Source organism: Oceanobacillus sp. FSL H7-0719, from assembly GCF_045040795.1.
Taxonomy (GTDB): Bacteria; Bacillota; Bacilli; order Bacillales; family Amphibacillaceae; genus Oceanobacillus.
The window spans coordinates 926,709-948,198 of sequence record NZ_CP150301.1 but is presented as its reverse complement, the minus strand read 5'-3'; the positions used below and the strand labels follow the sequence as shown (position 1 = coordinate 948,198).

Here is a 21,490-nt window from a genome sequence, read left to right as displayed (position 1 = left end):
ATACGCAAATAAAATAGGTTAATGTAAAATCGCAAGACCATTAAATACTCGATAAGCCATGTTCTGTCCCGCTGTACTGCAAACGGTGGTCAAAGCCTCGTACATAGGGTGTAATCATCTATCTACAGACGGTTGTCTGTCTCTTTTTCGGTTCAATTCCCTAATCAAGAATGCCCCTACCAAAATTTGGGTTGCTCACTCGCGGGGTTTACCTCGTTCCACCTGAAATGTTTCCATTCCAACTTCGTCACTGTGGCACTTTCAAGGAGTTTCTTCCATATCCTAAGGACTTAGGAATTCCTCCTGCCGTTAGCCAAATGGCTACCTTGACTTATGATTTCATCAAGCACGAACACTACAAGCATCTCAGCTTGTGCGAGCATGGACTTTCCTCTGCATGAAACATGCAGCGATTACATGAGTATTTAATTACATAACTATATTAGTTTAACATGAATCATTTTTCTAAGCAATTGACTTTTAATTATTTGCTTGAAATACTCAGTCAACCGTTCGAGAGTAAAAAGTATGCTTATTCAATAGAATTAGAAACCTTTTTGCCAAAAACAGCTTTTTCCAGATTAGATAACCGCTTCAATACATCATAATTTACCTGTGTATTCTGCTGTGGAGCACGTGTGCGTGTAAATTGTTCAGTAGATTGCTTTCTTAACTTTTCATTTTCCTGCTGCAATCTTTTAATCTCTAGATTAAAAGCATCATAATCCTGAATGATGGTATCTAAAAACTCATCTACCTGTTCTTGACTATAGCCGCGCATAGCAGTTTTAAAATCTTTTTCAAAAATATCTTTTCCACTTAATTGAATTTTTTCTAAACTCATAAGATCACCTCATATTATTCAATATCTTTAGAAACCCTGGCATGCGCCATTCTCATGATGCGGATGCCTATCCAGTCATTTAAACGATTATTATTTAAGTTTATGTTTTAGATTGATACATTATATATTATAACACAGTTGCTTATTAAAGATTATTATTTAATATAGGTAAAGTCAAGTTGTATCAGCGTTTATCGTATTCCATATATCGACACCGATATACGGAAACATGTAGAGATACCTGCCAATTCGCAGGATATTCCAGATTACTCTAAGTACATTTTTCCAATGAGAATGGTCAGGTCTTATAGCATAAATATAACCCCTTCCCAATCGTTTCTGCAGCTGGGAAAGGGTTGCACCATCAAATAACTTCATTTATCCTATTCGTTTGAGCGTATTTTACATTTGGCTGATCAATGGTAACAATGGCATATCCTGTCATACTCTATTATTGAATGGTGCCTTGGTTTATCTTCCATTTAACTACTTACAATTAGAACTTGACCAGGATAAATAATATCATCGGTTAAACCATTTAAATTTTTCAGTTGTTGTACGGTTATATTGTGGGCTTGTGCAATACTCCAAAGTGTATCACCAGATTTTACTGTATATGTCTTATCTCCGCCAGACTTCCTATTTAAATCTAAAGCTTGTGCAATCCCATTTGCATGGCCAAGTGCAATACGTTCTAAATATGCATTTGATTTTAATTTCCCTGCATCACCAGCATTATCAATGAAACCATTTTCAGTTAACATTGCTGGCATTGCCGACTCGCGAAGAACATGAAAATTCGCACGTTTTTTACCACGATTAGTGAAATCCACTTGCTTCATAATTTCCGCATGGACCTTGTCGCGATAAGCTCCTGTGTTGCTGGATACAGCGCCATTATAAATATAGTCTTCATAACCAGCTCCACCACCAGCATTGATATGAATAGATACAAAGAAGTCAGCACCCCAACTGTTTGCATCGTTTGTTCGTTCTGCAAGACTTTTAGCAGTATCTGATGTACGGCTCATTCGAATAGAATGCCCTTCATAATCTCTATTTAAGATATCTCTGACTTTCAAAGCAATTGCCAGAGTAACATTTTTCTCCTGCAAACCATTTCCTGTCGCTCCTGAGTCTGTACCACCATGTCCCGGGTCTAAATAAATTTTACTCATATTAAATCTCCTCCTACTATTTTATATTAAAAAAGTGGCTTGCCCGATTGGACTAGCCACCTATTTCATATGTACATTTTGTTGTAAATTGTTTTTTCTAAACGAATACATATACCATTCTCAAGTTATCAAAGCTAATTTTTGACTCCTCTGCACTATTACCTCTCACATTTAATGAAAAATAAAAATGCACCCCATGCGGAATGCATCTAATAACCATTGTATACTTCGTCTTATTCTTTATTTTCAAGCTCTGCTACTCGTATTTCCCTGTATGAATGTATAGCTTTTAGCTGCGTTTTTCAGCAATCTCTCTATGCTATGTTAGAATATCTTATTTACTCATCAGATCATCATTACCGAAAGAAAATGGCAGCAAACTCTCCATTGAAAATGATTTAACATGTTTTTTTAGATTTGTTAAGTGAATCTCCATATCAGGTGTAAAAAATTCACTCATTACCTGTCTGCAAGAACCACAAGGTGGTACTGGTCTTTCCGTATCGGCAGCAACTGCCATCTCGACGAACTCCGTTTCCCCTTCTGAAATAGCTTTGAAAATCGCTACCCGTTCAGCACAGCAACTAACAGGATATGCAGCATTCTCTATATTACAGCCTGTATAAATCTTTCCTGATTTTGTTAATAATGCTGCACCAACTTGGAATTTAGAATATGGTACATAAGCTTTGTTTCTTATATTGATTGCTTCATCGATTAAGTTTTGCTTTGTCATGCTGATTCCTCACTTTACTTTTTTTCATCCAATTCATTAATAATTTGATCAAATATATAGAGTACTGAATTATGAAGCTCCATATAACGTTTTCTTCTAGCATCCATAAAATAGCTATGCATTAAAATGAGTTCCATATTCTCCCTTGTTGATGTTACTTGATGTGGATGAACATTCACCCTTCTTTCTTTTACTAGAATCAGGGTAACTTCTTCCCAGCTTTCTAAAGCTTCGTATATTGGTGATGTTTCATTTTTCACCTTTTGGAAGAAATCACGATCTCTCCGGTTTTCAGGTGGAGCAGTATTTTCAAATCTATTTTTTAAGCCAATTAAATATTTCTTTAATTCTTTCGTCTGTTCTGTTACATTCATGATGGAATACCACCTTATAATAAAATTACCGCTTTCAAGCTGACCCGCTTTTAGAAGTGTCTCTATCTAATGTAACATTTTTCTGTCAAACTGACATCTATTTATATTCTATTAGATTGGCAATGTGCTCTTCAACTTTATTTATCTCTTGCTGCTCCACTTGAAAAAGTTTCCAGATTTCATTGTCAATTCTATTTTTAAGCTTTTCATCTAAGTGATCCAATTGACTCGTAATTTCGTTAAGCGAGACTTCTACTTCACATTTAGTTACGCCTTTTTTTGGATAAATGTCTTCTAGTGCTAGTCCCATTTCATCCCCTCCCTTCTCTATATTTATATCTATTCTCTATAGAGCCTGAACCTCCTTCCTGTTCGACAAAACTAGAAGCAATCAGTCAAAAATAACTTTTTTACAAATCTTGTCGAACCGAAATTAAACTGTTAAACCATATAATTGTTTATGCTCATCATGTCATCGGTATAAATAAAAGTATAAAATGTCATATAAATTTAATTCTTTACGAAGAAAAGATCATAAAATTACTTCTCCATTAGGCGTATTTGACCAATTTGTTATATAATATAGGTTAAGCATAAATTATATTGTACAATGTAGTTTATGCTCTCCGTTTGAGTTAACGATTGGTGTACAGAATCATGGGAGGAACAAATTTATGAATTACCCAAATGGGCAAAGAAAACGTCCATTCAAAAAAGAAAATCCGGGAATAAAGAATAAACAATATAGTAATAGGGGAATGACATTAGAGGAAGATATTAATGTAACGAATCAATATTACTTAGATGCTGATCGGGCTGTAATTCATAAGAAGCCCACGCCCATACAAGTTGTAAAAGTTCATTATCCGCAGAGAAGCGCTGCAGTAATAACTGAAGCTTATTATAAACAAGCATCCACAACAGACTATAACGGACTTTACCGCGGGAAATACCTTGACTTTGAGGCGAAAGAAACGAAAAACAGAACCAGGTTTCCGCTGGCGAACATCCATGACCATCAAATAAAGCATATGAAACGTATTTTGGATCAAGGTGGAATCAGCTTTTTAATTATCCGCTTCTCTGCTTTTGAAGAGACATTTTTACTGGAAGCAGAGAAACTTCTTGTCTATTGGAACGACCAATTTAATAAAGGGAAAAAATCAATACCCTACGAAAAATTACAAGAAGAAAGTTATTTAATACCATTGCAATATCAAGCAAGAGTGGACTATTTATCAGTCATTGATAAAATTTACTTTAAAGAAAGATAGTCCTTAATGATGGAGGTAAAATTATGGCAGAAAATAATCAATCACGTACAGTGAGAAGAAAGCAGAAAAAACAAACGAAAAAACCAAAATGGAAAAAGATATTATTAATCTTACTATTTATTGGTTTGCTAGCAGGAATTTCTGTAGGGGCTGTGGGAATCTATTGGATTGCAACTGCTCCAGACTTGGATCCAGAAAAGCTGTCTATTCCTTTATCTTCCCAGTTATATGATCAAAACGGAGAACTATTTGCTACACCAGCAATTGAAAATCGTGAGCAGGTAAAATATGAAGAGCTGCCACAAGTATTAATTGATGCAGTGACTGCAACAGAAGATGTCCGCTTCTTTGAACATTCGGGTATTGACTTACGAAGGATTGGCGGAGCTGTAATTGCGAATATCAAGGATGGCTTTGGTTCACAAGGAGCAAGTACGATTACACAGCAAGTAGTAGAAAACTTTTTCCTCTCAAATGAAAAGAAAATTAAATTAAAAGTACAAGAACAATGGCTCTCGCTTAAACTTGAACGTGAATATTCGAAAGAAGAAATATTAGAAATGTATTTAAATAAGATATTCTATGGCAATAATTCCTATGGTGTTGTCGCAGCGGCAAAATCCTATTTTGGCGTAACGGATTTGAATGATCTGACATTAGCCCAGGCAGCAATATTGGCTGGATTACCCCAGCGCCCTACTGCATACAACCCATTCCGTGATCCCGAACTAACGGCAGGGAGAATGGACACTGTTTTAAAATTAATGGTTCGTCACGGTAAAATCTCTGAAGAAGAGGCAGAAGAAGCGCGTCAGGTGGATATCCCAGCCATGTTAGTGGAGTCAGAAGCAGATCCAACTCCATACGAAGCGTTTATTGACCAAGTCGATAAAGAGATAAGTGAAAAAGTTGAAGGCGTGAATATGTATACAGACGGATTAAAAATCCATACAACAATCGATACAGATGCACAGGAACGTGTTGAATTCCTGCTTACTGACAGTGAATCTAACCCAATTCCTTATCCGGATGATAAACTGCAAGGGGCCATTGTTGTATTAGATACGAAAACAGGTGGTATTGCAGCGCTCGGCGGTCAACGTAATAGCACTGGACCAAAAGATTATAATTATGCGACTGCTCGACGTTTCCAGCCTGGTTCAGCGATAAAACCAATCTATGTCTATGGGCCTGCAATTGAATATAATGATATGTCAACCTACCATCAAATCAATGATGACAAGCCGTTTCCTATCGCTGGAACAGATAAAACAATTAAAAACATTACACAAACCTATTCAGGCTGGGTCACAGCTCGTACAGCACTGAGCCTGTCATTAAACGTACCGGCTGTTAAACTAATAGAAGAAGTTGGTTATGACAATGCAAAAGAATTTGGTGCGAAGCTCGGTATTCAAGTGCCTGATAACTTGATGCTGACAGATGCTATAGGTGGTGCGGAAACACAGGTTTCTCCGCTTGACATGGCGGGAGCATTCAGAGCATTTGGCAATGAAGGAATTTATAATGAACCTTATGCTGTAACAAGCATTGAATTCCCTGATGGCAGTACGGTTGATCTTCGTCCTGAATCTGAAGCAGCAATGAAAGATTCAACTGCTTATATGGTTACAGACATGATGAAATCAGTTATGACAAATGGTACTTGGACTGGCGGAAGTTTAAATGGTCTGCCTGTTGCTGGTAAAACCGGTACAACGAACCTGGATGATGGTTCAGCTGGAGATCGCTGGTTTACTGGTTATACTACAAATTATACAATTGCTGCATGGGTCGGTAATTATCTCAATGATGAAGGTAAGCGAATCGGACTGCCTGATTCAGTCCCATCTACAATTTCACAGCAAATGTTTAGAGAAACTCTGACTCATATATCACAAGGGCTTGAAACACCAGATTTTGTGAAACCTGATTCAGTAGTAGAGGTTGCGGTGGAAAAAGGCTCAAATCCAGCCAAACTAGCAAGTGAATACACTCCGGCATCTGAAAAGATTACCGAACTCTTTGTTAAAGGAACTGAACCAACTAAAACATCAGAGAAGTTTGACAAATTGGAGTCCGTTACTGACCTCAAAGCGGAGTATAACGAAGACAGTAATGCAATTAATGTTGATTGGAATTATGATGGCGACCGCGATGTTTCTTTCAAAGTGAGCGCAAGTGTTAATGGCGGTTCCATGCAAGAACTTTCTACAACAGAAGATAATACAATAGAAATATCTGAAGTAGAACCTGGCGGGGAATATACAATACAGGTTGTCGTTATAAGCAATGACAGTGATTCATTAACAAGTGAGGCCGCCTCTACATCCGTCAAAGTTCCTGATGACGAAGAAGAGGAACCAGAGGAAATGCCAGCTGTTAGTGGTTTAACTGCAGACTATCTTGCTGACCAAGGTTTGATAGATGTTTCTTGGAAGTATAATGGTCCACCAGCAGCGTTTGAAGTTACTGTAAATGGTCAAACCCAAACAGTGCAATCGGAAGGCATTGAAATTAGCGGCAACTTTACACCAGGTAAAACATATACAATAAACGTTGTCCCAATCGGGCGTAAAGATGAATATGATGGTGTAAAGGGTCCAGCACAAAGTGTTGATATCAGCATTCCTGCAGCCGAAGAACCGGAACCAGATCCTGAACCGGAACAGGATGAGGAGCCAGATTCGGAACCTGAGAATGATGAAAACGAAGAAGATGCAAATCAAGATCAGTCAGAATCTGAAAAAGAATAATTGAAAACAGAAAAGGAAAGCTTATCAATCCTAAATGATTGTATAAGCTTTCCTCTTTTTATTAAGATTGTAATTTTTTCATCCGCTTTTGGCCTTCCCTGCATAAATCAAGCAAGGGACATTCCGGGCAATTTGGATTTCTTGCTTTGCAATGATACCTTCCAAAGAAAATCAAGCGATGATGTGTAACCGACCATTCATCACGTGGCACCTTTCGCATTAATGTTTCCTCTACCTCAAGTACAGAGTCTTTCCACCGGCAAATTCCAAGCCGTTTGGATACCCTTTCTACATGCGTATCAACAGCAATTGCAGGTTCACCAAAAGCAATTGATGCAACAACATTTGCTGTTTTTCTTCCGACACCAGCTAATTGCATTAATTCTTCTTTTGTTTCGGGTACTTCTCCACCATGCTCTTCTAATAAAACAGTACATAGTTTTTGAATATTTTTCGCTTTTGTCCGATACAAACCAATGGAGCGAATATCTTGTTGCAATTCTTCTAATGGAACGGCAACATAGTCTTCAGGTGTTTTGTATTTTTGAAATAGATCTGCGGTCACCTTATTCACAAGCTTATCTGTACATTGAGCAGACAAAACAACTGCAATTAATAATTCAAATGCATTAGAGTGATTTAACTCTCCTTCTGCATCTGGAAACATCTCTCCAATCGTATCTAAACAATATCTGATTTGTTTCAAATTCAACATAAGACCAGTCTTCCCCTTCTAAACAATATCGCTTATCAAAGTATAGTATTTAACTCTATTGAAGTCAATTATATCAAGGTTTTTAACCTTGTTAGAAAAGACTCGGTATTTAATTAAACTTAAAGGAAATCATTCATTTTGGGGTGCTTTGGGGGGACATATTTTATAATAATAATATCGTGGACAGACGCTTTTAAGAGGGACACGCTCCCTCTTTTTTATATTTCATTAAGTAGAGAAATAGCCGGAGTATTACTCTCTTGCTTTCAATCTATCCTGGCACCGGTAATACTTTTTCAGTGCATCTGCGTGCTCCGGTAGCATTAACAAAGTCCATTTGATTGTTCCTCTGTCATTGACCATTAAGCAATCCCCTTTCTCGGTCCAGCAGAAAGGATATTATCAAGCTTAAGCGTGCGGACCTTTTTACGATAGTAACAATACACCAAAGCATAATCATCATTATATTTTACAACTCTTGCATAACGCTGTGTGACTTTTTTGTCCTGGTCCATATAAAATATAACGAGTGTCTCCTTATTTTTGATTGAGCATTCAAATAATCCATTCATGCTATCTCCTCCTCCAGGAACATACGTACGCTTCCTGTATTTTACATCATTCCATAAAAAAGAACAAGTGTACTTTTTTAAAAACAAAAAGGGATATCAAGAATAAAAGTTTAATTTTAAAATTCATCACCATGCCTATGGCGATGAAAGTTTTTGAAGATGATAAAGAAGAATTTAAAAAGTCTAAAGCCGCTAATGTCTATTTAGATTTAATCGATAGCACATAATGAACGGACGAAAAAAAGAAAAGTGCCCTCTCCTTATACGTCTGTGCAGACGTATAAGGAAAAGACACCAAAATACCTATTACCTCGAGGCTTTTGCGCCATCCCTAGTATCACGTCTGGATTCTAACAAGAACATTCATTATTGCAAACTAGAAGGGAAAACATAATAGCAACCTCGATTTAATTACGATAATGATCCCTGTTTGCTTTCGTATATAACTTATAGAAATGTAACATGCAACTGTTGAAACGGAACCAAGCAAATAGTAAAAGTCAGTCGTCTGATTGAATGGAGATGCCAATACTTAGAAGTTCCGATAATTCCTCTACTGTAAGTAAATCACCACGTTTGATGATTTCATTATTGATAATTACTAAAGGTAAAGCGTTACTCCCGTTTTTTTTAAGTTCTTTGACAACTAATTCATTTTGAAAGAATGGCGTATATGACTCGGATTTAATATATAAATGAGTTATTAACTTTTCTTCACTATGATGATTATAGAAGTTTCGGAATCCTATATCATGCACACTCTTAAAGGCTTCTAATTCCGGACAATTTTCGTCATCTACAAGACAATAATAACTAATATTTATCATTTACTTAATGTTACACCCCCAGCCGAAGCACTAACAGTTCCCATCCCCATAGAATTATAGTATTGTGTACTCAGTTTACGATTCAAATATTTTCTCTTTCCTGTATGATCGAAATAAATTCCACCAAAGTATACTAATGGGCTAGCATAAGGAATAACATTAGAGGTCTTTGATTTTATTCCGTATGATAATCTTGTATCTAATTTCAGAAAACCTGCTTGTAGCAATTATTTTGATGCCGATAAGGTTCGTTTAAATCCCAACTTTATAGCCAATTGTTCTTGGTTCATTTTTTTACTTTTCCCGGCTTCAATAAGCCTAAAATTTTTCCATTGTTTCACTCCCTTGTTGTTTGAGTTTCTTGTAGCTTAATTTATAGTATAAGTACAATAAACTTGAATTCCAATACTTTTGTACAAATTACTCATACTCAGGTTTATAAAAGTGAAACTATCATGTACAATATACTTGTACATAGAAGTAAGGAGAACAAATATGTTTCCTGAAAGATTAAGATATGCAAGAAAACTACGAGGATATTCACAAGAAGAATTAGCTAAGAAAATTAATTCAACCAAAAGTACTATAAGTAATTATGAAAATGAATACAGTTCTCCTTCAAATGAAATTCTAAAGAATCTTGCAGACATATTACATACATCTACTGATTTCCTTTTAGGTAGGAGCGACAATATTAACGAATCTGAAGAGAATAGTTTAGTCTCAATGGAACAAATCAATCAATTCTTGAAAAAATACAAGATAGATCAATCTGGATTCTTTGATATTGAGAAGTGGAAAGCAATGGGACCTGAGGAATTTCAGCAATTGGAAAGCTACTTCCAATTTATCGTATCAGAGGCAGAAGAGAAGAATAAACAACACGACTAACACACACCAGGATAACTTTTATTATGGTGTGTTTTTTTATAACTTAGCAACAGTTAATATGACTTGAACAATTAGGAGGGATTTATGATGGATTTTATAGCAATTGACTTTGAAACTGCTAACGGCTGGAATCGGGCAAGTGCCTGTGCAATAGGAATTGTGGAGGTTAAAGATGGAGTAGTTATTAATGAGTATTTTTCACTTATTAACCCTATGGATGACTTTGATCCATATAATATTACAATCCATGGCATAACACCAGAAATGGTAGAGAACGAGCCAACATTTGCAGAAGTTTGGGGTCAAATTAATCATTACTTTAATGGCAACATCATTGTTGCGCATAATGCCTCGTTTGATATGAGTGTTTTACGCTATTGCTTAAATGCATTTAATATTAACTTTCCGGACTTCAATTATGCATGTTCGTATTTGCTAGGTAAGCGTATTTATCCTGGTTTGCCTAGTTATCGTCTAAATTACATATATGATTATTTGAAACTTGGAACTTTTAATCACCACGATGCACTAGAGGATTCTAGAGCTGCATCTTTGCTTTTCTTAAATTATTTAACAAAAGAAAAAGAAAATGATATAGAAATCTTGTCTAATAAGTACGAATACAAGCTTGGTAGATTGATATCTGAAGACAATACATATAGACCTTTTTCTTCCGCAAAAAAACGTTCCAGATCTGGATTTAAAGGATTCAAAGCTAGCGAAATAAAAACCAATAATACATTGTTTGATAAGGAACATCCTTTTTTTAATAAAGTATTTGCTTTTACTGGAACATTACAATCTATGCCTAGGATGCAAGCAATGCAAAAAGTAGTTGATGTTGGCGGCATATGTGGTGATGGAGTCACCATGCAAACTAATTATCTAGTGATTGGGGTTCAAGACTATTCGAAATATAATGGTGGGACCAAGAGTAGCAAAATGAAAAAAGCAGAAAAATATGCTCTTGATGGCCATGAAATAGAAATTATTACTGAAGACGACTTCTTAGGATTTTTATAAAATAAATTAAGGAGAAAAGCCTATGACTGAGGGAAGATTATATTTTTTAAATAAGCTAGATCCAAACCGACCTATCGAAGAAAAGTACGTTACAGAAATTGATGGTATTAGAAACTCTTTTATCAGCCAAGATGATGCTATGCTTTACATGTTTGATAACGGAATAAGGAAATATAAATACCTCACAAAAGAGGAAATAGAATATAAAGACTTTACCAAAATTCCTACTTATGAATTTTGGCATATATTGAATAGAGTTGGCTATGTACTATATGATTTCGAACCTTATTTAGACAAAAGTGGAAATGTTAAAAAAAGAAGAGCCTATGTTTGGAGATTTATTGGCTTTGGCCGTAGTTGTTTTGCTGAGACTGAGGAGAAACTAAAACAAAAAGTTGTGTTATTGATTGAAAAATATAATAAGGATCCAGAGGATAGAGGTTATAATAGATATCCCTATTACATAAAACATTGGAGAAATTAATATAAAAAGGTGTACTTTTTTCTGTACACCTTTTATTATAGCATGTAATCGAACGTATATTCCGTCACTTCAAAAGGATGAATAATATTGCCTTATACAAAGTCAGCCTTAGAAGATTGCGTATACAAACGCTACAATCGAATGAACATAAATATTGCAAATGACATCCAAATTGAACGATTAGCACAAATCTATACCTTCTTTACCTTCATTACAAACCAATGGGGCTCAGATACGATATTTTGGACGGATATAGAGCAATAGTAATTTACTCAAGATTGGGGGATTATTTGGAGAGGTTTTCAAATCACCACCCCTACCCCCTAATAATCACGTAATTTTAGGTATTATTAGTCTTCCCCTTCTAGCCAGTTATAGTAAATGGATGTATCTCTTTTCTCAGCAGGTGGTGCAGTGTTCACCTTCTGCCTGTTATGGAAGTTTTTACTGGCATTTCTCGCTTGTTCCACAGAGTGGATTCCTTTTTTCTTCCATTCTCTTAAGATCCGATCAATATATTTAAAATTCAATTTGCCCATTAGTACGGATTCTCGTAATCCCGCTTTAATTAATGCAGGGACAAATTTGTCCTCATCAAGCCAGGCATTGATCATTTCAATTTCAAATGGCGACAATGGGCGGCCAAACTCTTGTTCAAAAAGAATAAATATCGTACCAATTATATTTTCTTCCTCCGGCTCTTCTTTTGTATAGAGTTTTTCCAGCAGAGGATTAATCGAATACGCTTCACTGATTTGTGCTAAATCATTTTCTTTTTGTTCAATTTTTAAAAACCCTTTTTGGATTAGCTTCATCAGAATATTTGAGGATTGTTTTTCACTAATTGTCAGATGTTCAGCAAGCTCTAACGGTGTAGGGAATTCATTATCCTCCTGAAAGAAACGAATCAGCTGCAGAATAAGCAGTACTTCTCTTTCATCAAGCCCCAGTTTTGTGTATTTTGTCAGCAATGCCCCAGGTATTTGCAGCTGGTCCTGTAAAATATGCTGTAAAGAATTTACTTCTGTCATTCCTAGTCCACCTCCCTATCAGTATAACATGGAACGAAGTTTTAATCGGCAATATAAAATCCCTTGCCTGTTTTGCAAGGGATTTTATATTTAATGCGCTGTCTAGCCGTGCGTTCTCTATCTTTATGGGTAGAGTCTGTTTAATAATCTTGGGAATGGAATTGTCTCGCGAATATGCTCAACACCAGACAACCAAGCGACAGTACGTTCTAATCCTAAGCCAAATCCAGAGTGTGGAACACTGCCATATTTAGAAAGCTCAAGATACCATTCATACGCTGGTCCTGTTAATCCATGCTCTTCATAACGCTGCTGCATCAATTCGAGGTCATCGATACGCTGTGAACCGCCAATAATCTCTCCATAGCCTTCAGGGGCAATTAAGTCTGCACATAAAACAACGTCATCACGATCAGGATGTGGTTTCATATAGAATGCTTTAATACCTTTCGGATAGTTTGTAATAAATACAGGTTTATCGAAGCTTTCAGCGATTGCTGTTTCATGTGGTGCACCGAAGTCCTCGCCCCACTCGATGTCATCAAAGCCTTTCTCTTTTAGAAGCTCAATTGCTTCATCATAGCTGATTCTTGGGAATGGCGCTTTAATACTTTCTAGTTTTGATGTATCGCGTTCTAACACATCTAATTCTAATTTACAGTTTTCAAGAACGGCTTGTACAATGAATGAAACATAGTTTTCTTGAATCTCGAGACTTTCCTCATGTTCTACAAAAGCCATTTCAGGTTCAATCATCCAAAATTCAATAAGATGACGACGTGTTTTAGACTTTTCGGCACGGAATGTAGGTCCAAATGAGAACACTTTCCCCAAAGCCATTGCAGCTGCTTCCATGTAAAGCTGACCACTTTGCGATAAGTAAGCTTCTTCATCAAAATATTTAGTATGGAATAATTCTGTCGTTCCTTCTGCAGAAGAACCTGTTAGAATTGGCGGATCTACTTTAACAAAACCATTATCATTAAAAAATTGATATGTCGCACGGATAATTTCATTACGAACTTTCATAATCGCATGCTGTTTGCGAGAACGAAGCCATAAATGACGATGATCCATCAGGAATTCTGTACCGTGTTCCTTTGGAGTGATTGGATAATCAACAGCTTCATGAATGACTTCAATATTTGATACTTGCATTTCATAACCGAATTTAGAACGGCTGTCTTCTACAATTTTTCCAGTAATATAGATGGAAGTTTCTTGTGAAAGGTTTTTAGCTGTTTGAAATATTTCCTCAGAAACATCATTTTTTACGACAACACCTTGCATAAAACCAGTTCCGTCACGTAATTGCAGGAATGCAATTTTCCCGCTGGAACGCTTGTTTGCGAGCCATGCCCCGATTGTTACTTCTTGTTCATTATATTTTGCTGCTTGAGCAATTGTAATCTTCATAAATAAATACCTCCATTAAACGATAATTAATGATTTTCAACAAAGCGTTTGATTCGTTTTGCCGCTTCTTTTATTTCTTCCATAGATAACGCGTAAGAAAGTCTCACATTATCAGGGGATCCGAACCCGGAACCTGGAACCATTGCAACTTTTTCTTCTTCTAAAATCGCCGTAACCCATTCTTCCACTGAACTAAAGCCGTTCATCTTTGCCGCTTCAATTGCATTTGGAAATAGATAGAAGGCACCCTTTGGCTTAACACATTTAATTCCTGGGATTTCACGAATCAAATTGTAAAAAACATCCAGTCTTTCAGCGAATATATCCTTCATCTCAGTCACCTTTGCCTCATCTGCTTCATAAGCAGCTATTGCTGCATATTGTGCAATTGAAGTAGGGTTTGATGTTGAATGTGACGCAAGGTTTGTCATTGCCTTAATAATTTGCTTATTGCCTGCTGCATAACCAATTCTCCAGCCTGTCATTGCGTGTGATTTAGACACACCATTGATGATAACAGTTTGATTTTTCAGTTCAGGATTTATTCCCGCAATTGATACATGCGCTTCATCTGTATAATTTAGTTTTTCATAAATTTCATCAGAAATGATAAGTATATCATGTTGTAAACAGACCTCACCAATTTGCTTTAATTCTTCTTCACTGTAAATAATACCACTGGGATTACTTGGTGAATTAATAATCAATGCTTTTGTCTTTGGTGTGATTGCTTTTTCTAGAGCAGATTTGGTCAGTTTAAACTCGTTTGTTTCCTCAGTCTCAACGATAACTGGATTCCCTTCAGCAAGCTTAACTTGTTCAGGATAGCTTACCCAGTATGGTGTTGGAATGATTACTTCATCCTCTTTGTTAAGAAGCACTTGAAAGAGTGAGTATAGTGCGTGCTTAGCTCCCATCGTTACGATGATTTCTTCAGGAGCATAATCAAGCGCATTATCTTTTAAGAATTTGTTTCTTATCGCTTCCTTCAACTCCGGAATGCCGCCAGTCGGTGTGTATTTTGTATGCCCGGCTTCCATTGCTTTTATCGCTGCATCTCTTATATATTCAGGTGTATTAAAGTCTGGTTCACCAGCTCCTAACCCGATAACATCATAACCATTTGCTTTTAATTCCTTTGCCTTCGCAGTGATCGCTAAAGTTGGCGAGGCAGTCAACGTTTTTACTCGGTTCGATAATTCCATGCTGATTTTCCTCCTAATTAAACATTCTTAAATAACGAATTTCGTCATAAGGCGAGCCATCATATATAGAAATATAATCAAATACGTAGCGATTATTTTCATCATAATATGTCAGTTCCCATAATACTTCTTCATCAATTAATGCTGGGGTTATTTTAATTAGTTTGCACGAATTGCAGTTTGTTCTCCACTGATCACGAACAGCCTTTCTGGACATGATATCCCCTGTATCGATTGTTGTCAGGGTTTTCTCATTTCCCTCTAAAGGATAGAAAATAAGTTTTTCTTCTCCGGCTTCATTCGTTCCCTGCAGAACATGGTAAGCCTCTTTTCCGTTAAATGTTTCAATATTAGTTATCTCCGCCATGGATGTCTGATTTAATACTTCTTTTTTTGATTCACTGTACCCGGCAGTTCTCTCTTCATTTAAATCCATGTATAAAAAGATAGCATAAATTACTGCGGAAATAAATAGAATGATGAAGATAATTAGGCTCCAAAGGAACCATGTTCGGTTTGTGTTTGACATTGTTTCATCACACCTTTTGTTTTTGCGAATTACCCAGTTCGATGTTCAGCGACGGAATATTAATAATATTAGCTATTCTTAAGGACGGAGCTATAAAAGAATATGTTTGAAATTTAATTGAGCCATTTTACAGCTGAGGCTGATGGCTAAAGGGTAATTGTTTATTCAGTAATAAAATTATCAATATTTGCTAGCAATAGGTTTTTTAATTTGAGTGAACAATAAAAGAGATAATCAAATGATGAAACTGAAAATACGCATATACTACAGTATACCAGTCAAGACGAATAATTTGCGTTATTTTTTCATCATTTGACAAATTTTTCTTTCCCATACCATCTTTCTTGCTGCTGTATAGCTTTTAACTTATACAGCAGCTCTTTTTTAGAACCATTTATGCGCTTTTTCTATTAGCTTCTGAGTTGAGTCATATGTTATTGGCACCTCAGGTATTGAATCTGTAAAATACTTTCCATAACGCGCTTGAATAATTCTTGCATCACAAATAAAAACAATCCCCCGGTCATTAGTTGAACGTATTAAACGCCCAAAACCTTGCTTGAATTTAATAACAGCATTTGGTAAAGATAATTCCATAAAGGGATTTTTACCATTCGCTTTTATTTCTGTTGATTTAGCCTCAAATACAGGATGATCAGGCGGCTGGAATGGCAGACGGACAATCATTAAGCAAGACAGATCTTTTCCGGGTATATCTACACCTTCCCAAAATGAACTCGTTCCCAGCAAGATAGACCGCTCAAAGCTTTGAAAGTTTTTCTTCAAACGAGATCTGCTTCCGCTTGTAATACCTTGGCCAATGATCATGTATTTATTATCGTCCATAATTTCCTTCAGCAATTTGTAGCTTTTTCTTAACATATCGTAAGAAGTAAACAAGACAAGCATTCTGCCTTCAGTAATTTCAGCCAGCGATAGTATTGCTTCACTCGTTGCATAAATAAAATCATCCATATCACCATATTTTATATCAGGAAAATCATTGGGAACAAGCAGTTGTACTTGATTTTTAAATGAAAAAGGTGATTGGACCCTTTCCGTGATCAGTCGGTTTTCGGGCAATCCTAACCTCTTAATGATAAAGTCAAATGTATTTTTCATTGTTAATGTTGCACTTGTAAGAATTACACTATTCTTTTTATTGAACAAATCATCCATCAGCAACTCAGATATATCTGTAGGTTCACTATACAGATATACGGTTCGATTTAAACCTTTTGCATCAATTTCAATCCACTGCACATGATTAACAGTCTGCTCTACAAGGAAAAGCAGTTCAAACCGATCGATAAATGACTGTAAACTCTCAATTATATTCAAGAAATCAAGCTTATCATATTTATCATAGTCCTTTTCCTGTTCAAGATAGGAATCGATTAATGAAAGGATATGAATCAGATCTCTAAATTGGAAGGTAATCCTTGATACCATTTCCTTCATTGCTATCCATGACTTTGTATTTTCTCCATCTCCATCAAAGCGATATTGAATTCTTCCAATATCACTTAATGCTTTATTACTTTTTCTTTGTCTGTCAATATACTCATACAGAAATTGAAAGAACTCATCGATTTCCATCTTTGTTTGATCGAAAATGCGGTCCCACTTATCAAAAGGAATGTGATGCAGCGAGTTTGCATATTTGCTGACGATTTTGCCAAACGTTTTTGCTTCCTCACTTCTTCCTATTTGATTTAATGTATAACTTAGTGTTACATTATCCAGCTTTAAGCCATAATGGTGGGCAGCTGTATTTTCTAAGTGATGGGCCTCATCAATAATAAGCTTGTTATATGACGGTAAATATTGATAGTCGTTAAACATATCCATACAGAGTAAAGCATGATTTGTTATAATTAAATCCGCTTTCTGTGCTTTTCTTTTCGCTCTTGAATAATAAGAGTAACGGAACCATGGAGAGTATACGTCGATTTGTCCCTCAGCATCTGTTGAAATGCGATTAAAGAAGGCATATCCGCTTGATGGCAGCTGAATTTCATCAATATCACCTGAAATTGTTTCCGTTAGCCAAACAAGCAGAATTGCTTTCGTTAAGGTAATATCATAATTATCTTCGTGACTGCTGGCTAATTCGTGGGCTAATCTTTCTAAACTAATGTAATGATTTCGCCCTTTAAGCAGAACAGCATGAAATTGGAAAGGTACCAGCTTTTTAATTAAAGGAATTTCCTCTTCTAATAATTGCGTTTGCAGCTGTGTGGTATATGTACTGATAATAATTCGCTTTTTATCTTTTACAGCTTCATAAAGAGCTGGGATTAGATAAGCTAACGATTTCCCTGTCCCTGTTTCTGCTTCAATTAAAGCATGCTTTTTCGCCTGAAAAGCATCGAAAATGGTTTCTGACATCTCTCTTTGCCCATTCCGCTTTTCATATTTAGTTAAATGGGCTTCCAATGTGCCATTTTCTTCATAAATATTATCTAAATAATCACCAAATGAACAATCTAATTCAACATCTTCTTGAATGATTTCTTCTTCCATCTTAAAAGTTAGTCCATTATATGTGACAAATCCAGCTTCCTTATTATCCTCAAAGCTAGCCTGTTCTTGAAAATTGTAGAGTAATTTATATAGGTTCGATTTGAACATATTTTCCAGTTTTAATAAATGGGCCAGTGTTTCATATGGCAGATTTCTAAGTTTTTCTTTTAGCTTCAGGAAAAGTTTTGCTGTTACATAAGCATCAGAAAGGGCGCGGTGTGGATCATCATGCTGAATATCCAGATACTCGGCCAGCTGTGACAGCTTATATCCTGGTGCTTTTGGGAATAATATCCTTGAGAGTTCTACTGTATCAATGACAGGGTTTCTTAGAATAGGGCGTCCACTGTTTTTTAATTCTGCATTTAAAAAACCCATATCAAAGGGCACATTATGGGCAATTAGATAACTATCTTCAAAAAGCTCAATAATTTTATCTGCTTTTTCTTCGAAATTTGGTGCATCCTTTACATCTTCATTTGTTATATTCGTTAAATTAGTGATAAAGGGAGGAATCGTTTGATTTGGATTCAATAAAGTGTTTCTTTTATCAATAATTTCATCATTTTCAATAATGACCATTCCAACTTCAATAATTTTATCTTTATTCTCTGGGGAATGACCGGTTGTTTCTAAATCGATTACAACAAATTTATCCAAATTCTCCACCTCCATATCTTCCACAATAATTATATACTTAAATGGTCATAAAGTGAAACATCATATCTGTTTTGTTAAACATGCCAATAGCATTTTGTTTGTTTGGTTATTACAATCCTATCCCCCGGAACCTCTTGTCAATTGAATCCCTTTTGACAGCACAAAACACATTGCCATCCAATGGGGATAGACTAACTTATTATATATATGATATACGGGGTGCATAGGTGTTCAATACGTAAATGAAAGTATAAAGCAGCAATTAGAACTTAAATATCTGGATAATCAAACAAAACTCTTATCAGTAGGAATGATAAGAGTTTTGTTTATCATGCTAAATTATTACATTTCCGTTAATGCAGGCTCTTCTGTAATGAGCTGTTCAATTTCGTTATCTTCATTCATGATAGCAATAATTGGTTGATGTGAGCCTATGTCACTCTCAGGAATTAATGCATATGAAACGATAATAACAATATCCTCAGGCTGGACAAGTCTTGCTGCGGCACCGTTTAAACAAATGACACCAGATCCTCTTTCTCCAGGGATAACATAGGTTTCCAGGCGTGCACCATTGTTATTATTAACAATTTGCACCTTTTCGTGTGCGAGGATATTTACTTGGTCAAGAATATTCTCGTCGATTGTTATACTGCCAACATAATTCAAATTAGCTTCGGTAACTCGAGCCCGATGAATCTTACTTTTCATCATGGTGCGAAACATCTAACTTCCCCCTATTTATAATGCTTTACTATATTTCCACTTGCATCGATTATCAGATTATCAATCAATCTTGCTTCCTTAAATTTCACTGCGATTGCTAGAATCATCTGTTTATTCATCGTTTCAACTTCTTCGAGTGCTGGATAGCTTAATAATTCTACATAATCGATGAATCCGGAAGTTTTCTTTTCAATAACAGCTTTTACTTCATTTACAATGATATCAGGATTATTTTCGCCGTCAATAATTAAATGCTGACCATAGATTAATGCTCGGTTAAGCCATTTCGCTTCTTCTCTTTCATCTGGAGACAGGCGGACATTCCTGCTGCTTTTAGCGAGGCCATCAGCCTCCCTCACTGTTGGAACACCAACAAGCTCTATCGGGAAGTTCAGATTTGTAATTAATGCATCTACTACTGCCACCTGTTGGGCATCTTTAAGACCAAAGTATGTACGATTAGGCATAACAATATGGAAAAGCTTTGTAAGAACAGTTATCACACCATCAAAATGTCCTGGACGTGAACGACCACAAAGTACATTAACTCTTTTGGTTATTTTCATTTCAATCCTATTCTCAGTAGGATACATTTCTGTTACTTCTGGAATGAACAATAAATCAACACCAGCTTTTTCCGCAATAAAAATGTCTCTTTCTTCATCGCGAGGGTACTCTTCAAAATCCTCGGATGGACCAAATTGCAGCGGATTAACAAAGATGCTTGCTGCGACAATATCATTATCCTCTCTGGCTTCTGTCATGAGACTGACGTGTCCCTCATGAAGATAACCCATTGTTGCAACAAAACCGACAGATTTCTTTTCTTGCTTCAAAAGCACTATTTTTTCTTGTAACTGTTTAATTTCACGTACAATTTCCATTTAATTTTGCTCCAAAATAGATTTGTCCTTTAAAAGGAAAGAATATTCTTCTGTGGGAAAGCTTTGGTTTTTAACTTCAGAAACATATTCCTTAATTGCCTTTACACCAATTTCGTTGAAATCTCCATAAGGTTTTACGAATTTAGGTAAGCGATCAACACCATATTTCAATACATCATGATAAACAAGAACCTGTCCATCACAATGCAGTCCTGCCCCAATACCAATAGTCGGTATGTCTATGGTCTTCGTGATTAGCTCAGCAAGTTCCTTAGGCACACACTCTAATACTAGAGCTATTGCTCCAGATGCAGCAACCTGCTTCGATTCTAGAATCAGCTTATCTGCTGAAGCTTTATCTTTACCTTGAACTTTATATCCGCCTAAAACATTAAATGTTTGTGGCGTAAGGCCAAGATGTGCAACAACGGGAATGCCCGCATTTGCAAGGCGCTTGATCAGCTGCAGATTTTCCTGTGACCCGCCTTCTATTTTCACTGCCTGTGCGTTTGTTTCTTGGAAGATTCTGTACGCATTTTTCATTGATTCTTCTAATGAGACATGATAGGACATAAATGGCATATCTACCACTACAAACGTATTTTTAGCTCCCCGCCTCACTGCTTTTCCGTGATGAATCATATCATCCACTTTTACCTGAACCGTTGAATCATAACCTAAAACTACATTGCCAAGAGAATCACCGACAAGAATCATATCTACTTCGGCTTCCTCTGCTTGCTTTGCAGATGGATAGTCATAGGACGTGAGCATAGTTATTTTTTCGTTTTCCTGTTTCATTTTTAAGAAATCAAGCCTTGTTTTCATTTGTTTTCCCC

At 36.1% G+C, this 21,490-nt stretch carries 22 protein-coding genes and 1 other RNA gene; 6 read left to right on the top strand and 17 right to left on the bottom strand.

What is annotated here, in order from left to right:
- Positions 1–47 precede the first annotated feature (47 nt).
- From rnpB to NST93_RS05220, 6 genes are all read right to left on the bottom strand, one after another.
- Positions 48–425: RNase P RNA component class B (gene rnpB / locus NST93_RS05245), an RNA gene on the bottom strand.
- A gap of 107 nt (positions 426–532) precedes the next feature.
- Complete coding sequence (gene gpsB / locus NST93_RS05240) at positions 533–844, bottom strand: cell division regulator GpsB (protein ID WP_405101893.1); 312 nt, start codon at positions 842–844, stop codon at positions 533–535.
- A 482-nt stretch (positions 845–1,326) separates the two neighbouring features.
- Positions 1,327–2,022, bottom strand: coding sequence for an N-acetylmuramoyl-L-alanine amidase (locus tag NST93_RS05235; protein WP_405101891.1), 696 nt, complete (start codon positions 2,020–2,022; stop codon positions 1,327–1,329).
- 334 nt (positions 2,023–2,356) lie between these two features.
- A complete protein-coding gene (locus NST93_RS05230) occupies positions 2,357–2,758 on the bottom strand; it encodes a cytidine deaminase (protein WP_405101889.1) in 402 nt (133 codons plus the stop codon).
- A 14-nt stretch (positions 2,759–2,772) separates the two neighbouring features.
- The gene (locus tag NST93_RS05225) at positions 2,773–3,132 is read right to left on the bottom strand and encodes a DUF1798 family protein (protein WP_405101887.1); all 360 of its coding nucleotides are present in this window, start codon (positions 3,130–3,132) and stop codon (positions 2,773–2,775) included.
- A gap of 97 nt (positions 3,133–3,229) precedes the next feature.
- Positions 3,230–3,442, bottom strand: a complete 213-nt coding sequence (locus NST93_RS05220; RefSeq protein WP_405101885.1) for a hypothetical protein — start codon at positions 3,440–3,442, stop codon at positions 3,230–3,232.
- Positions 3,443–3,806: 364 nt separating this feature from the next.
- Here NST93_RS05220 and recU point away from each other — a divergent pair, with 364 nt between their 5' ends.
- Together recU and NST93_RS05210 are read left to right on the top strand one after the other, a co-directional pair.
- Complete coding sequence (recU, locus tag NST93_RS05215; RefSeq protein ID WP_405101883.1) at positions 3,807–4,406, top strand: Holliday junction resolvase RecU; 600 nt, start codon at positions 3,807–3,809, stop codon at positions 4,404–4,406.
- Between the two features lie 23 nt (positions 4,407–4,429).
- A complete protein-coding gene (locus tag NST93_RS05210; protein WP_405101881.1) occupies positions 4,430–7,162 on the top strand; it encodes a transglycosylase domain-containing protein in 2,733 nt (910 codons plus the stop codon).
- Positions 7,163–7,223: 61 nt separating this feature from the next.
- Here the strand turns inward: NST93_RS05210 and nth are convergent, their stop codons facing one another.
- The 3 genes from nth to NST93_RS05195 all read right to left on the bottom strand — a co-directional run bounded on the left by nth (position 7,224) and on the right by NST93_RS05195 (position 9,276).
- Complete coding sequence (gene nth / locus NST93_RS05205) at positions 7,224–7,877, bottom strand: endonuclease III (RefSeq protein WP_405101879.1); 654 nt, start codon at positions 7,875–7,877, stop codon at positions 7,224–7,226.
- 362 nt (positions 7,878–8,239) lie between these two features.
- Positions 8,240–8,449, bottom strand: a complete 210-nt coding sequence (locus tag NST93_RS05200; protein WP_405101877.1) for a hypothetical protein — start codon at positions 8,447–8,449, stop codon at positions 8,240–8,242.
- A gap of 500 nt (positions 8,450–8,949) precedes the next feature.
- Positions 8,950–9,276 (bottom strand): arsenic metallochaperone ArsD family protein, encoded by a 327-nt coding sequence (locus NST93_RS05195; RefSeq protein WP_405101875.1) that lies wholly within the window; start codon positions 9,274–9,276, stop codon positions 8,950–8,952.
- A gap of 495 nt (positions 9,277–9,771) precedes the next feature.
- On the opposite strand from NST93_RS05195, the gene NST93_RS05190 reads away from it, so the two are divergent.
- The 4 genes from NST93_RS05190 to NST93_RS05175 all read left to right on the top strand — a co-directional run bounded on the left by NST93_RS05190 (position 9,772) and on the right by NST93_RS05175 (position 11,938).
- A complete protein-coding gene (locus NST93_RS05190) occupies positions 9,772–10,167 on the top strand; it encodes a helix-turn-helix domain-containing protein (RefSeq protein WP_405101873.1) in 396 nt (131 codons plus the stop codon).
- Between the two features lie 87 nt (positions 10,168–10,254).
- A complete protein-coding gene (locus NST93_RS05185; protein WP_405101871.1) occupies positions 10,255–11,190 on the top strand; it encodes an exonuclease domain-containing protein in 936 nt (311 codons plus the stop codon).
- 22 nt (positions 11,191–11,212) lie between these two features.
- Positions 11,213–11,674, top strand: coding sequence for a hypothetical protein (locus NST93_RS05180; RefSeq protein WP_405101869.1), 462 nt, complete (start codon positions 11,213–11,215; stop codon positions 11,672–11,674).
- A gap of 87 nt (positions 11,675–11,761) precedes the next feature.
- Positions 11,762–11,938 carry a hypothetical protein gene (locus NST93_RS05175; protein ID WP_405101867.1) on the top strand — a complete coding sequence of 59 codons (177 nt, stop codon included), beginning with the start codon at positions 11,762–11,764 and terminating at the stop codon, positions 11,936–11,938.
- Positions 11,939–12,024: 86 nt separating this feature from the next.
- On the opposite strand, the gene NST93_RS05170 is transcribed toward NST93_RS05175, so the two are convergent.
- The 8 genes from NST93_RS05170 to panB all read right to left on the bottom strand — a co-directional run bounded on the left by NST93_RS05170 (position 12,025) and on the right by panB (position 21,479).
- On the bottom strand, positions 12,025–12,705 hold the full coding sequence (locus NST93_RS05170; RefSeq protein WP_405101865.1) for a DnaD domain-containing protein: 681 nt from the start codon (positions 12,703–12,705) through the stop codon (positions 12,025–12,027).
- Between the two features lie 123 nt (positions 12,706–12,828).
- A complete protein-coding gene (gene asnS / locus NST93_RS05165) occupies positions 12,829–14,121 on the bottom strand; it encodes an asparagine--tRNA ligase (RefSeq protein WP_405101863.1) in 1,293 nt (430 codons plus the stop codon).
- Positions 14,122–14,147: 26 nt separating this feature from the next.
- Positions 14,148–15,326 carry a pyridoxal phosphate-dependent aminotransferase gene (locus NST93_RS05160; RefSeq protein ID WP_405101861.1) on the bottom strand — a complete coding sequence of 393 codons (1,179 nt, stop codon included), beginning with the start codon at positions 15,324–15,326 and terminating at the stop codon, positions 14,148–14,150.
- Between the two features lie 13 nt (positions 15,327–15,339).
- Positions 15,340–15,855, bottom strand: a complete 516-nt coding sequence (locus NST93_RS05155) for a DUF5590 domain-containing protein (RefSeq protein WP_405101859.1) — start codon at positions 15,853–15,855, stop codon at positions 15,340–15,342.
- Between the two features lie 384 nt (positions 15,856–16,239).
- Positions 16,240–19,050, bottom strand: a complete 2,811-nt coding sequence (gene dinG, locus NST93_RS05150) for an ATP-dependent DNA helicase DinG (protein ID WP_405101857.1) — start codon at positions 19,048–19,050, stop codon at positions 16,240–16,242.
- 333 nt (positions 19,051–19,383) lie between these two features.
- Positions 19,384–19,767, bottom strand: coding sequence for an aspartate 1-decarboxylase (gene panD, locus NST93_RS05145; protein WP_405101855.1), 384 nt, complete (start codon positions 19,765–19,767; stop codon positions 19,384–19,386).
- A gap of 11 nt (positions 19,768–19,778) precedes the next feature.
- Entirely contained in the window at positions 19,779–20,651 is an 873-nt protein-coding gene (panC, locus tag NST93_RS05140) for a pantoate--beta-alanine ligase (RefSeq protein ID WP_405101853.1), read from the bottom strand.
- Entirely contained in the window at positions 20,652–21,479 is an 828-nt protein-coding gene (panB, locus tag NST93_RS05135) for a 3-methyl-2-oxobutanoate hydroxymethyltransferase (RefSeq protein WP_405101851.1), read from the bottom strand. It lies immediately after the preceding gene.
- Positions 21,480–21,490: the final 11 nt, after the last annotated feature.

What these genes read in the sequence shown, in the direction of transcription:
- gpsB (WP_405101893.1), bottom strand. Translation starts at nt 844, where the DNA reads ATGAGTTTAGAAAAAATTCAATTAAGTGGAAAAGATATTTTTGAAAAA.
- NST93_RS05235 (WP_405101891.1), bottom strand. Translation starts at nt 2,022, where the DNA reads ATGAGTAAAATTTATTTAGACCCGGGACATGGTGGTACAGACTCAGGA.
- NST93_RS05230 (WP_405101889.1), bottom strand. Translation starts at nt 2,758, where the DNA reads ATGACAAAGCAAAACTTAATCGATGAAGCAATCAATATAAGAAACAAA.
- NST93_RS05225 (WP_405101887.1), bottom strand. Translation starts at nt 3,132, where the DNA reads ATGAATGTAACAGAACAGACGAAAGAATTAAAGAAATATTTAATTGGC.
- NST93_RS05220 (WP_405101885.1), bottom strand. Translation starts at nt 3,442, where the DNA reads ATGGGACTAGCACTAGAAGACATTTATCCAAAAAAAGGCGTAACTAAA.
- recU (WP_405101883.1), top strand. Translation starts at nt 3,807, where the DNA reads ATGAATTACCCAAATGGGCAAAGAAAACGTCCATTCAAAAAAGAAAAT.
- NST93_RS05210 (WP_405101881.1), top strand. Translation starts at nt 4,430, where the DNA reads ATGGCAGAAAATAATCAATCACGTACAGTGAGAAGAAAGCAGAAAAAA.
- nth (WP_405101879.1), bottom strand. Translation starts at nt 7,877, where the DNA reads ATGTTGAATTTGAAACAAATCAGATATTGTTTAGATACGATTGGAGAG.
- NST93_RS05200 (WP_405101877.1), bottom strand. Translation starts at nt 8,449, where the DNA reads ATGAATGGATTATTTGAATGCTCAATCAAAAATAAGGAGACACTCGTT.
- NST93_RS05195 (WP_405101875.1), bottom strand. Translation starts at nt 9,276, where the DNA reads ATGATAAATATTAGTTATTATTGTCTTGTAGATGACGAAAATTGTCCG.
- NST93_RS05190 (WP_405101873.1), top strand. Translation starts at nt 9,772, where the DNA reads ATGTTTCCTGAAAGATTAAGATATGCAAGAAAACTACGAGGATATTCA.
- NST93_RS05185 (WP_405101871.1), top strand. Translation starts at nt 10,255, where the DNA reads ATGGATTTTATAGCAATTGACTTTGAAACTGCTAACGGCTGGAATCGG.
- NST93_RS05180 (WP_405101869.1), top strand. Translation starts at nt 11,213, where the DNA reads ATGACTGAGGGAAGATTATATTTTTTAAATAAGCTAGATCCAAACCGA.
- NST93_RS05170 (WP_405101865.1), bottom strand. Translation starts at nt 12,705, where the DNA reads ATGACAGAAGTAAATTCTTTACAGCATATTTTACAGGACCAGCTGCAA.
- asnS (WP_405101863.1), bottom strand. Translation starts at nt 14,121, where the DNA reads ATGAAGATTACAATTGCTCAAGCAGCAAAATATAATGAACAAGAAGTA.
- NST93_RS05160 (WP_405101861.1), bottom strand. Translation starts at nt 15,326, where the DNA reads ATGGAATTATCGAACCGAGTAAAAACGTTGACTGCCTCGCCAACTTTA.
- NST93_RS05155 (WP_405101859.1), bottom strand. Translation starts at nt 15,855, where the DNA reads ATGTCAAACACAAACCGAACATGGTTCCTTTGGAGCCTAATTATCTTC.
- panD (WP_405101855.1), bottom strand. Translation starts at nt 19,767, where the DNA reads ATGTTTCGCACCATGATGAAAAGTAAGATTCATCGGGCTCGAGTTACC.
- panC (WP_405101853.1), bottom strand. Translation starts at nt 20,651, where the DNA reads ATGGAAATTGTACGTGAAATTAAACAGTTACAAGAAAAAATAGTGCTT.
- panB (WP_405101851.1), bottom strand. Translation starts at nt 21,479, where the DNA reads ATGAAAACAAGGCTTGATTTCTTAAAAATGAAACAGGAAAACGAAAAA.